This is a genomic window from Thermodesulfomicrobium sp. WS (assembly GCF_027925145.1).
GTDB lineage: Bacteria > Desulfobacterota > Desulfovibrionia > Desulfovibrionales > Desulfomicrobiaceae > Thermodesulfomicrobium.
The window spans coordinates 2,311,296-2,321,801 of record NZ_AP027130.1 but is presented as its reverse complement, the minus strand read 5'-3'; the positions used below and the strand labels follow the sequence as shown (position 1 = coordinate 2,321,801).

At 64.4% G+C, this 10,506-nt stretch carries 10 protein-coding genes; all 10 read right to left on the bottom strand.

The window, feature by feature from the left end; translation table 11 throughout:
- Positions 1-86: 86 nt before the first annotated feature.
- Positions 87-686: a prepilin-type N-terminal cleavage/methylation domain-containing protein gene (locus QMF81_RS11170; protein ID WP_281750882.1), complete on the bottom strand. Its 600-nt coding sequence runs from the start codon at positions 684-686 to the stop codon at positions 87-89.
- Between the two features lie 170 nt (positions 687-856).
- Positions 857-1,642: a tetratricopeptide repeat protein gene (locus QMF81_RS11165; protein ID WP_281750881.1), complete on the bottom strand. Its 786-nt coding sequence runs from the start codon at positions 1,640-1,642 to the stop codon at positions 857-859.
- On the bottom strand, positions 1,639-3,204 hold the full coding sequence (locus QMF81_RS11160; protein WP_281750880.1) for a hypothetical protein: 1,566 nt from the start codon (positions 3,202-3,204) through the stop codon (positions 1,639-1,641). The genes QMF81_RS11165 and QMF81_RS11160 overlap by 4 nt, the downstream gene beginning before the upstream one ends.
- On the bottom strand, positions 3,194-3,829 hold the full coding sequence (locus QMF81_RS11155) for a hypothetical protein (RefSeq protein ID WP_281750879.1): 636 nt from the start codon (positions 3,827-3,829) through the stop codon (positions 3,194-3,196). Before QMF81_RS11155 ends, QMF81_RS11160 begins: the two co-directional genes overlap by 11 nt.
- A complete protein-coding gene (locus QMF81_RS11150; RefSeq protein ID WP_281750878.1) occupies positions 3,802-5,634 on the bottom strand; it encodes a hypothetical protein in 1,833 nt (610 codons plus the stop codon). Before QMF81_RS11150 ends, QMF81_RS11155 begins: the two co-directional genes overlap by 28 nt.
- Positions 5,631-6,068, bottom strand: coding sequence for a hypothetical protein (locus tag QMF81_RS11145; RefSeq protein WP_281750877.1), 438 nt, complete (start codon positions 6,066-6,068; stop codon positions 5,631-5,633). The genes QMF81_RS11150 and QMF81_RS11145 overlap by 4 nt, the downstream gene beginning before the upstream one ends.
- A gap of 5 nt (positions 6,069-6,073) precedes the next feature.
- Entirely contained in the window at positions 6,074-7,303 is a 1,230-nt protein-coding gene (locus QMF81_RS11140; protein WP_281750876.1) for a type II secretion system F family protein, read from the bottom strand.
- A 2-nt stretch (positions 7,304-7,305) separates the two neighbouring features.
- The gene (locus QMF81_RS11135; RefSeq protein ID WP_281750875.1) at positions 7,306-8,964 is read right to left on the bottom strand and encodes a GspE/PulE family protein; all 1,659 of its coding nucleotides are present in this window, start codon (positions 8,962-8,964) and stop codon (positions 7,306-7,308) included.
- The gene (locus tag QMF81_RS11130; protein WP_281750874.1) at positions 8,961-9,956 is read right to left on the bottom strand and encodes an AAA family ATPase; all 996 of its coding nucleotides are present in this window, start codon (positions 9,954-9,956) and stop codon (positions 8,961-8,963) included. The genes QMF81_RS11135 and QMF81_RS11130 overlap by 4 nt, the downstream gene beginning before the upstream one ends.
- Positions 9,957-10,027: 71 nt before the next feature.
- Complete coding sequence (locus QMF81_RS11125; protein WP_281750873.1) at positions 10,028-10,495, bottom strand: type II secretion system protein; 468 nt, start codon at positions 10,493-10,495, stop codon at positions 10,028-10,030.
- Positions 10,496-10,506 lie beyond the last annotated feature (11 nt).

Here is a 10,506-nt window from a genome sequence, read left to right as displayed (position 1 = left end):
CCCGCAGACCTTCTGCCAGAGGCAGAGGGCAGAAAAAAGGCGCCCGAAGGCGCCGTGGTTGTGATTTGTGAACACAGAATTGTGTATTATAACTTGAAATACAAATCAAATATTCCACTCGTTGCAGTAGTATAATCTCCGGAACCACGAATGCTTCCGGAGTTAAAGACTCCGTCATCGTATTGGGTGTCAATTGTTTGACAAACATCATAAGGAACGTTGTCAAAGCCAATGAATGTTGCCGCAAGAGTCTGTACAGTAGCGTACCCTATACCAATAGTACCTCCATAGACATTGGCGGAGTTCCTCGGTCCGTCAGCAGCCGTGGTTGGGCCGCTGATGATGTTTGCTAAACGTAAATGGAGCCATGTTTGACAGGTTTCTGTTGTAGCGCTTGGTGCACAATTAAATGTAAATCCATCAATAATTCCGTTGCTATTACCGTTTGTTGCAGCCGGCCAACGGGGGTTTGCGGTGTTGTCGTCACCTGGGTATTTGCCGTATTTGTCGTAATAGGTGTAGACTGCTGCAAGAATTTCCCGATACTGATTGTAGAGCCGTTTTATTTTTGCGTTGTTGATGAGTTCTTGCCCCTTGAGTACCGCACCCAGGATGATGCCGATAATCACCAGCACGATTGCTAGTTCCACAAGGGTAAATCCCCGCTGTCCTTTTGCCGTATCCATACGTGACCTCCGTTGTGGGTTTGCCGCCGGGTGCGCCACTGGGCCTGGTCGCGGTCCCGTGGCGCCCAGATGGGGGTGCCGCGTCCGTTGCCCGCAGTTGGTTGTGTATCCTTGAGACCCTGTAGACGAAGGGGAGCGCCTGCGTCAAGATTTCGGCGCGGCGTTCGCCGTTATGGGGCCTTTTCTCCTTTGAGGCGTGCTGTCAGGCGTGCGATGTCCGGATCCTCGGGAAATTCCGCTGCCAGGCGGGAGAGTTCCGCCTGGGCCTCAAGGCGCTTGTTTTGGGAAAGCAAAATTTGCGCCAGATACAGTCGGGTGGTGCGGTCCCCATGGCCTTCGGCCACCAGGGCTCGGAACCGGGCCTCTGCGATGGCGGTCTGTCCGTCGTGCAGGGCGAGGATCCCTTCCCAGCGCCGCACCAAGGGGCTGGTGGCGCCAGCCGTGGTCCGCAGGCCTGCCACCAGGCGCCGCACCTGGGGCAGGTCTTTGTGATTCCAGGCTGTGGCGAGCTGGCCTGAAAGCTCGAGCACACGCTGGTTGTGGCGGGCACGCTGGGAGAAGACCTGCTCCAACTCCAGGGTGGGGCGGGCCAAGTCCTCGATGCCGATCTTGGTGCGCACCGGGGCAGGTGGTGGTGTGGGCGGGGTCTGGGGCTGCAGTGCTTGGGGCGCTTGTGGCGCGGGAGGTGCTGGCGGCTCGGCCGGGGGTGTGGGTGCCGGTACGGGCTCGATGGCCCGTGTGGCCTGGAGCCGCGGGCCCAAGCGTTCCACTTCGCCCTGCACCCAACTCACCAGCGCCCAGCCCGCGCCCACGCAGGCGGCAAGGATCCCCACGCCCACGGCGATGCGGCGCAGCACCCGCAAGGGCACCATCCGCCGAGGGGCGTGTACCGGGGCGAGCGGCGGCGGTTGGGGCGCGGCGGCGTTTTTTTTGAGGCTTTCGTAGATGAGGCTCATGGGGCTATCCGGATGTGCATGACTACCACGAGCTCGCGGGTGGTCTCGCTATCGGCGCGGCGGCCAAAGAGCCAGCCCAGGCCGGGGACTTCGGCCAGGGTGGGCACCCCGCGGTCGCCTTTGTTGCTGTCGCGGAAGATGAGCCCGCCGAGGATGATGGTGTCGCCGCTTTGGGCCCGCACATTGGTGCTCACGTTCCGTACGTCCACCTTGGGCAGGGTCACTTCCGATTGGTCCACGAAACTGGCTTTGTTGGAGAGGTCCACCTTGCTGGTGATGGGAAAGATCTCCAGATCCACGCTGCCATCGTCGCGCAAAAACGGCACCACCCCGAGCATCACCCCCTCGAAGGCCGAGGCGGTTTGGGTGCTGATGGTGACCCCGTTGTCGTCGCGTTCGCTCGTGAGCTCGCGGATGTAGTTCATGGTGGTGCCCGAGGTCACCAGGGCTGGCAGGCCGTGGCGGGCGCGCACGTGCGGGTTGGAGATGAGCCGCACGCCGCCAAAGGTTTTGAGCGCATCCACCGTGGTGTTGAGGATGAAGTCGTAGGTGTCGTCCGAGGTGGGCGCGAGCGAGGAGGGGAACACGATGGGGCCGCCCACGTTGGCGTAGCCGGTTTGCATCCGGCCGGTGCCATTGGTGGATCCAAGGCCAATTTCGAAGACCCGCTCGCCGAAGACCCGGCGCTGGAGGAAGTTCCAGTCCACGCCCAGGTTGAAGCCTTCGGACAGGGTGACTTCGAGGATCTGGGCGTCGATGACCACCTGGCGGCTGAGCTTGCGATCCATGCGGTCGATGAGCCGAGAAACTGCCTCCATCCGGCGCGGCGTGGTCTGCACGTAGAGGGTGCCGGCCACCGGGTCCAGGGTGAAGGTCCCCATAGCCCCTTCGGGCCCGGCGAGCAGGGTGCGCAGGTTGGCGGCCAGTTGCCCGTAGAGGGAGCCTTCCTCCGCGCCTTTGTTGAGGGAGGACTCCACCTGGAAGGCCGAGCGCAGGTTGGAGGTGGTGGTATCGGCGCTGGCGGAGCCGAAGATGTCGCCACCGGTGGCGATGTCCACGCTGGCACGGGTGTTCATGAATTCCAAATGGAAGACGCGTTCGGTAAAGCGCTGGACCACCAGGGTATTGCCCCGCACCTCCCAGTGTACGTCAAAGGCACCCAAGAGGCGTTCCACCACCTGCTGGCTTATGGCGTTCTCGAAGCTGATGGTTACCCGGTTATCGAGGCTGAGTGCCGGGTCAATGACCAGGTCCATGCCGGCGTTGCGCACCACCACGTAGAGCACATCGGCCAGGGGTTCGGAGCGCACCGAAATAGTGATGCGCGTCTCTTCCAGGGGATTGTAGCGGGGCGGGGTGATTTCCAGCGCAGGGGCCGGGGCGGGCGCCTGTTCTTCGAGGGTTTGGATTTCGCTTTCCCGCGCGGCCTGGGCCTGGCGCTTTTCGTCGGCCAGGGCCTTTTGGAGTTGACTGTAGCCGGATCCGGGCTCGAGTGGATTGCGGGCAAGCGGTGGGGCGCAGGCGGTCATGAGGACGATGAGGAGGGCGAGATTAACGCGCATGCTTGAGGGCCTCCCATTGGCGAAGGAGCTGGATGGCTTGGTCGGCGTTGATGGATTTGGGGCCTTGAGTGGCCGAGGCGTTGGTCAGAGTCTGGGCTGGGGCCTCCAGGGTGGCGTTGGCAAAGGCTGGAGTCTCTTGGGATGCCCGCTCCAGGCGCACGGCAAGCGGCGGGATCCACGGCACCATCTCCAGGGCGCCGGCGGCTTCGAGGAGTACCCCCTGGGGCGAGATGGCGTGCACGCGGCGGCCATCGGGGAGCTTGTCTCCTACCCGGAATACCCGGCCATCGATGAGGGCCAGGCGCTCGGCCCCTTGGGGGACGATGAGGGTGAGCCGCGTGGCGGTGCGGCCAGTGGTGGTACGTTGGGAAATGAGCGAGGTTTCGAGGGTGTTGATGGCCGCCTGCGTGGGCCCTTTGCCGAGGGCATCGAGGGCTGCAGCGATGGTCGTGCGCCAGGCGGCATCCGGCAGGGCGGGGGGGGTTATGTCCGGCACCTGCGACGTATGGCGGGCCACCTGTTCTTGGATGCCAGGGACGTACAGGGCCGCGGCTCCCCCCAGAGCCACGAAAGCGGCTCCCATCAGGGCAAATCGGATCAGTATGGCGCGCAGGGAGGGATGCATGGCGAGTTCTCGAAACTTCGGTGGAGGGTCAGGGTGAAGGCATTGCCATCCATGTCAAAGTGCAGGTTGGCGGCAGCGACCGTGTAGCCTTTGGCGTTAAGTTCTCGCTGGAAGGCGTCGAACACCGCCTGGGCCTGGGTCATGGGGAGCTCGATGCCGCCGGTGAGCTGCACGCGCACCCCTGAAGCCTCGTAGTGCATTTCCAGGGTGAGCAGCCGACAGGCCTCGGGCTTGAGGTGTGCGAGGTCGTTCCACACCGCGGCCATGGGGAGGGTGACCTCGGCTTGGAGCACGGCCTGGGCGGTGGCATACACCCCTTGGGCCAGGGCCGCGCGTTCGGCGGAAAAGGCGGTCTCCTGCTGCACTTGGGCCAAATCACGCAAAAGCTCCGCCTTGCGGGCGGCAAGGCCCTCTGCCTGGTGCGCAAGACCCGCTGCCGTGGAGTTGAGCCACAGCCCGCCTACCGCCAAGAAAAGGCCCACCAGCAGCATCGTGCCCCAGGCTAGGGGCTCCCAGGGGCGCAGGGCCGCGGCCAGACGCTCCGCAGGGGAGGTGAGGCTTGCGCCGTGGTGCGCGTGCGCCAGCGGCAGGGCGGAATACTGCGTGCCTGTTTCGGTGCGCAGGGCGCACACCGGCAGGGCGCGGGCGTCTTCCAGGGGAAGGTCGCGGGTAGAGGTTAGGCCAGCCACCCAGAGGGTCTCTTCTACCTCGAAGCCGTTTTCCTTGCCCGCGAAGGTGATGTCCGTCTGCAGGGCGCGCACGGCGTTTGCCCAGGCCGGGCCCTGGTCTTCGGCGAGCATTTGGCGCCGGCCCCAGAGTACGTGCCCCTGGCGCACCACAAGGGCCGTGATGCTCCCGGGAAACTGGAGAAATCCTGCCACGGTGCCGCGCTCGTGGCGGAGGATGCCGAAAAGCAGCGAGCTTGCGTCGTGCACTAAGAGCCCTTGGCTGGATTTGGCGTGCAGGTGGGCAAGCCGTGCCTTTTCCGCCGAGGTCATGAGGTGAAAGCCCAGCAGGGTTTGGTTGGGCCCCAGGCGCTTGCGGGAAAGGGGAAGGAGCGTCGAGGCGTCGTCCAACTCCCCGCCGCGGGCAAGGAGGCGCCTTGCCAGAAGCGGGGCGTACTTGGGTGGGGCGTCGACGCGTATCGCCCCGGGGCCCAGGGTGTCGCGGGTGTCGGCCACCCAGAGACGGAAGCGGTCCAGACCGTCTTTTTCGCCGAGCAGCGTGAGCTCGCCGCGTGCAAGGAGCATGCGGCCAGCGCTGCAGTCCAGCACCACTTCGGTGCGCGGCGCCGGGACCACGGGGATCTGCGCAAAGCTCGCCGGGGAAGCATCCTCCGTGACGGGGGGAGGTGCGGATGGGCTCGGTGGCGCAGGCGGGGCCGCGGGCGGCGTGTCTGCAGGCGGCGCTGCGGGCTGCTCTCTTGGGGGGGCGGCTTCCGTGGGCGGCGCTTCGGGGGTGTGGGGGGCCGTCGTGGACGCTGCCGGGGGCTCCGGCGTGCTCCATCCCGGCGGGGGGATCAAGGCTTCGGCAGGGACTTCCGGCACGATTTCCACTTCCCAGCTGGAGGGCACTTCTACCAGGTCCTCGTTGGGGGGGAGATCGGTCGCGTGCGCCGCGTTTTCTGCAGCAGGCGCTGGCGTGGAGTCCGCCTCCTCGGCGGGCGTTTCCGGGGCCGGCTCCGGGATGTGGGGCATATTGGCGAGCACGTGCTCTGGCGAGAGGAAATCGTCCTCCAGCGGGGCCGCGTCTGCGGTGGGGGCATCCAGGGCTGCGTCGGGACGGCGCTTGGGGTCCTGGGTCATGGCGTTTGCTCCAGGCTCAGAAATTGCCCCGCCATCTGCAATTGATAGCGCTCGGTGGCGTTGGCGTCGTCCCCTACGCGGGTGATGGAGAAGCGCTCGGGCTGGAAGCGGTAGCCCCCTGGTCGGGGGTGAGCGTTGGAGACGATAAGCAGCACCGCTGCGGTTTCTTCCCAGCTGGTCTCCTGGTCCACCAGGATGGGGTAGCGGCGCAGCGCCTCGGGCCGCAGACCCTGGGCACGGGCGAGCAGCTCCTCCCAGGCTTGGACATCGGCGCGCTGGCGTTGCAGTTGGGCGATGCCGTCGGCAAGCAGGGCGTTTTCTTGCTCCAAGGCCGCAGCCCGCGCGCCTTGCACCATGGCGGCTTCAAAAGCGTTGCCACAGAACACGGCCCCTGCGGCCATGACCACCAGGGCCACCGCGGCCCACAGTCCCATACGCATCATGCCCCCAATTTGGTCACGAGTTCGTACACCGGCATGAGCAGGCCCACCATGATCAAGGCAAACATGCCACCGAGGAAAATCATGATCATAGGCTCCAAAGTCTTGGAGAGTACCTCCACCAGGCCTGCCAGTTTTTGGCGGTAGAGGTCGGCGACGTATTGTGCTTGCTCATCGAGCTTTCCCGTCATCTCGCCCACCGCGAGCATGCGCACGGCAAAGGGGTCGAGGGCCTGGTTGTGGCGTAACGCCTCGGAAAGAATTACACCCGCCATAATGGATTTGCGTGTTCCTTGCAACCGGGCCTTGTACACTTCGTTGCCGGTGGATTCGATGACCAGGGCCAGGGAGCGCAGCACACCGATACCTGCGCCGATGGTGATGCCGAGGTATTCGGTGGCTCGGGCCGTAAGCGAGGTATGTAGGATGAGGGAGAGCACCGGCACGCGCAACGCGAGCATGCTGAGGGCGTAGCGCACGGGGAGGAAGCGCTTGCGTGCCCAGGCGAGGACCATTCCCAGGACAGCGAGTAGCCCCACGGTGATGAGGAACCAGTTGCGGAACCAGTCGGCCATGGCCATGAGCAGCCGCGTGGGCGCGGGAAGCTCTACGCCCATGTCTTGGAAGAGGGCCACGAGCTGCGGTACCACATACCAAAACCAGAAGACCACGGCCAAGGTGACTACGGTGAGCAGAAAGGCCGGATAGGTGAGGGCCCGCTTGGTGCCGCTTATGATGTCGTGAATGTGGCGCAGGTGCGCCCCGCTTTTGTGGAGCATGGCGTCGAGCTTTCCGGTCTCTTCACCGATCTCCACCATGTGGTGCACCACGAAAGGGGCGAGCTGGGGCTGGCGGGCCAGGGACTCGCTCAGGGTCTGGCCGGACTGGATGTCGGCGCGGATGCAGGTGATGGCATTTTTGAGGCGAGCATTTTTGCTGTCTTGGGCGAGCTCCTCCAAGGCGTCCATCACCGTGACCCCGGCACCCACGAGCATGCCGAGGTTGTTGTAGAATTCCGAGAGCTCCAGGCGCGAGATCTTGCCAATTCCGAATCCGGTGCGCCGGATAAAGACATCCATGGCCCGGGGCAGGGGCTCGATCTCCAGGGCGATACCGCCGGCGGTCTCCACGTAGCGCACTGCTGCTTCGGGATCCGTGACCGGGAGGTCCAGGACCCCGGATTCGATGCCCCCGGCGCTGGTGAGGACTTTGAAGCGAAAAAGCGGCATGGCTATCTCGGTGTGTAGCGGGTAGTGCCAAGCACGCGCATGAGCTCCGCCACCGTGGTGTCTCCCTGGAGGGCCTTGTCTACGCCGACCTGAAACATGGAGCGGAAGCCTTGGGCCTGGGCCGTGGTCTCCAGTTCCGTCAGCGGCGCCTCGGCTTCGAGCAGGGTACGCAGCTCCGGCGAGACGATGAGGATTTCGTAAACCAAGGTCCGGCCTAGGTAGCCGGACAGGCCGCAGGCCGCACACCCTCGGCCGCGGAACAGCTGCTTTGGCTGCGTGCCCAGGTAGCGGATTTCGGCCTCGCTGGGGATGTACTCTTCGCGGCAGTGGGGGCAGATGGTGCGCACTAGGCGCTGGCTCACCACGGCCACCAGGGATTCGGCGACGCTGAGACTGTCGAGCCCCAGGCCCCGCATGCGCGGAATGGCACCCAAGGCCGTGTTGCTGTGCAGCGTGGAGAGCACCAGATGTCCGGTGGTGGCGGCGGTGATGGCGGTCTTGGCCGTGAGTTCGTCGCGCATCTCGCCGATGAGGATGATGTCCGGATCGTGGCGCAGAAAGTAGCGCATGGCATTGGCAAAGTCGTAGCCTGCGGCCTCGTTCACCTGGGTCTGGCGCGCCAAGGGCACGATGTACTCGATGGGGTTTTCCACGGTGAGCACGTTTTTGCCCAAGAGATCCAGGGACGAGAGCCCTGCCACCAAGGTGGTGGACTTGCCCGAGCCCGTGGGGCCGGTGAGTAGGATGATGCCAAAAGGTTCCTGAAAGGCCCGCTCTAGGTTGCCGAGGTCCTGGGGGAGAAAACCCAGGGCGCGCAAACTCAAATTGGCCCGTTCCTGGATCAGCAGGCGGAGCACTAGATTTTCCCCATACGGGGTGACCACCGAAGAGACGCGCACGTCGAATTTGCGCTCCAGGAGGTTCGCACTCCAGCGGCCGTCCTGGGGCAGGCGCTGCTCGGAGATGTCCATGCCGGCCATGAGCTTGATGGCGGTGATGGCGCGCCTTAGGCTTGGGGGATAGAAGCGCACGCTGCGCAGCACCCCGTCCACCCGGAAGGCGACGTTGATGCCGTGCTCCATGGGACGGATATGGATGTCCGAGGCCCGCTCCTTGATGGCAAAGAGGAGCAGGTGTTCCACAAAGCGTTCCGGATTTACGGTGAGGGAGGTGTCGTTGGCCAGGACGCGCGCCTCGCGCTCCAGGATCTCCTCCACCGGGTTTTCCAGAAAGAAGAAATAGTTGTAGATGGCGGCAACGACCTTGCTCTCTTCCGTGAGCACCACCTGCGGTTTTTTGCCGCAAAAGCGCAGGCAGGCCTGTTCTAGGTCGGGCCCAGGCAGGTTGGATGTGGCCACGCGTACGGCCTCGCCCTCCAGGCGCAGGGGAAGCATGCGCACATTGAGGCAGATCTGGCGGTTGAAATTGCGCAGCAGTGTAAGGTCCGGCGTCTCGCGGGTGATGTCCACGTGGGCAAGCCCCAGTTGCTCGCTTAAGGCCTGGATGAGGTCGTATTCGGAGACGATGCCGATACCCGTGAGCACCTCGCCGAGCTTCTGCTTGGTGACCCGCTGCTCCTGCAGGGCGTAGTGGATGTGCTGGTCGGTGATGAGGCCCCGCTCTTTGAGCAGGTCGCCGAGGCGGATGACAGGTTGGCTCATGGCTGGGCTCCAGACGAGGCAGACTTGAGCTGCAGGACCTCCCAGAACACGGCTGCGGCGCTCATGCGCTTTCCGTCCACCTCCCACAAGGGGATGAAGGCCATGGCGATGGCCAGCAGGAGGATTGTCGCCACCGCCCACGTCCAAGAAAGACGAGTCGCAGCGCCGCGCTCGCGCTGCACTTCTTTCAGGGCCGCCCCTACCACCCGGGCGTTCACGGTTGGGGCGTTCAGGGCCATGCAGGCGTAGAGGGCCCGCTCCAGGATGAGGTTGGCCAGGCGGAGGTTTCCCTGGCACCCCCGCCACAGTCGCCGCGCCCCCCAGGGGGTGAGCCGAAGCTGCGAGCCCGCGGTGGCGAGCTTGAAGTGGGTGTAGTCCACAAGCTCCTTGAAGGACAGCTCTGGGAGGGTGCGGGAGATGGCAATGCGGCTCTTGAGTTGGCGCAGCTCCGGGGCGCCAAGGCGTTCGGCCAGCTCCGGTTGGGCGATGAGCAGCACCTGCACGAGCTTGTGGCCGCCGAACTCGAAATTACCCAGGAGCCGCAGGGCCTCCAGGGAATCAAAGGAGAGGTTGTGGGCCTCGTCCACGGCGATGACGCAGATGCGGCCTTCCTGGTACCGGGAGAGGAAAAAGTCCTGCAGGGCGCGCTGGTGATCCAGAAGCGTCCAGCCAGGATCGGGGCGCAGACCAAAGTCTTCGGCAATGGCCCGAAACAGGTCCTCCTTGGTGAACATGGTGTTGAAGACCCAGGCAAAGTCCACTGGCTCGGACTCTAGGCGGGAGAAGAGCTGTAAGGCCAGGGAGGTCTTGCCCACGCCCACCTCGCCCATAAGGGCGAGAAAGCCTTTGCGCGTGAGGATGCCATGGGCAAGCTCTTCGAGGATGGTACGGGTGGCCGGGGTGTGGAAAAAATGTTCCTGGCTCGTGGCCATGGAAAAGGGGTTGCCCGTGATGTGCAGCCGCGCAAAGGGGTGGTCGTGGGAAGAGAGCATGGCCTGCTTCTTGGGGAAAAAACGCCGGCCGTGTCAAGGATGGATGCGGGAAAACCGCAGGCACGGCGCGTTCACGGACACAAGCTCTGCACGAAGGCCGGGGTGGCGAAGTCCACGATGTCGTCGTGCACGGGGCGCAGATCGGTGGGATTGGCGCTGTAATCGGTGTCGTTGGTCTGGTCCGTGCCGTTACTGACGATGAGAAAAGCCGCGGTCTGGTTGGTGCCGTTCACCAGGGTGAGGGTGCGGTTGCCGCTCAGGTAGGCCACGGCGCCCAAACGTCCCCAGCGGTGGGCCGCCTGGGCGGAAAACCAGGCCGCTGGCGGCAGGGCGCAGCCATTGGCCTTGGCATAGCCGAGCACCTCGTTGCGGGCGCTGCGCACCATGCGCTTGGCCTCGGCCATCACGTCCCGCTTGGTGCCGGAGACGATGCGCGGCAGCAGGGCCGCCACCATGAGGCTCATGATCACCAAAATGATGGCCATTTCCACCAGGGAGAATCCCTTACCAATGGGCTTGGGCGAAATGGGACGGTGCATACACGAAATCC

What these genes read in the sequence shown, in the direction of transcription:
- QMF81_RS11170 (WP_281750882.1), bottom strand. Translation starts at nt 686, where the DNA reads ATGGATACGGCAAAAGGACAGCGGGGATTTACCCTTGTGGAACTAGCA.
- QMF81_RS11165 (WP_281750881.1), bottom strand. Translation starts at nt 1,642, where the DNA reads ATGAGCCTCATCTACGAAAGCCTCAAAAAAAACGCCGCCGCGCCCCAA.
- QMF81_RS11160 (WP_281750880.1), bottom strand. Translation starts at nt 3,204, where the DNA reads ATGCGCGTTAATCTCGCCCTCCTCATCGTCCTCATGACCGCCTGCGCC.
- QMF81_RS11155 (WP_281750879.1), bottom strand. Translation starts at nt 3,829, where the DNA reads ATGCATCCCTCCCTGCGCGCCATACTGATCCGATTTGCCCTGATGGGA.
- QMF81_RS11150 (WP_281750878.1), bottom strand. Translation starts at nt 5,634, where the DNA reads ATGACCCAGGACCCCAAGCGCCGTCCCGACGCAGCCCTGGATGCCCCC.
- QMF81_RS11145 (WP_281750877.1), bottom strand. Translation starts at nt 6,068, where the DNA reads ATGGGACTGTGGGCCGCGGTGGCCCTGGTGGTCATGGCCGCAGGGGCC.
- QMF81_RS11140 (WP_281750876.1), bottom strand. Translation starts at nt 7,303, where the DNA reads ATGCCGCTTTTTCGCTTCAAAGTCCTCACCAGCGCCGGGGGCATCGAA.
- QMF81_RS11135 (WP_281750875.1), bottom strand. Translation starts at nt 8,964, where the DNA reads ATGAGCCAACCTGTCATCCGCCTCGGCGACCTGCTCAAAGAGCGGGGC.
- QMF81_RS11130 (WP_281750874.1), bottom strand. Translation starts at nt 9,956, where the DNA reads ATGCTCTCTTCCCACGACCACCCCTTTGCGCGGCTGCACATCACGGGC.
- QMF81_RS11125 (WP_281750873.1), bottom strand. Translation starts at nt 10,495, where the DNA reads ATGCACCGTCCCATTTCGCCCAAGCCCATTGGTAAGGGATTCTCCCTG.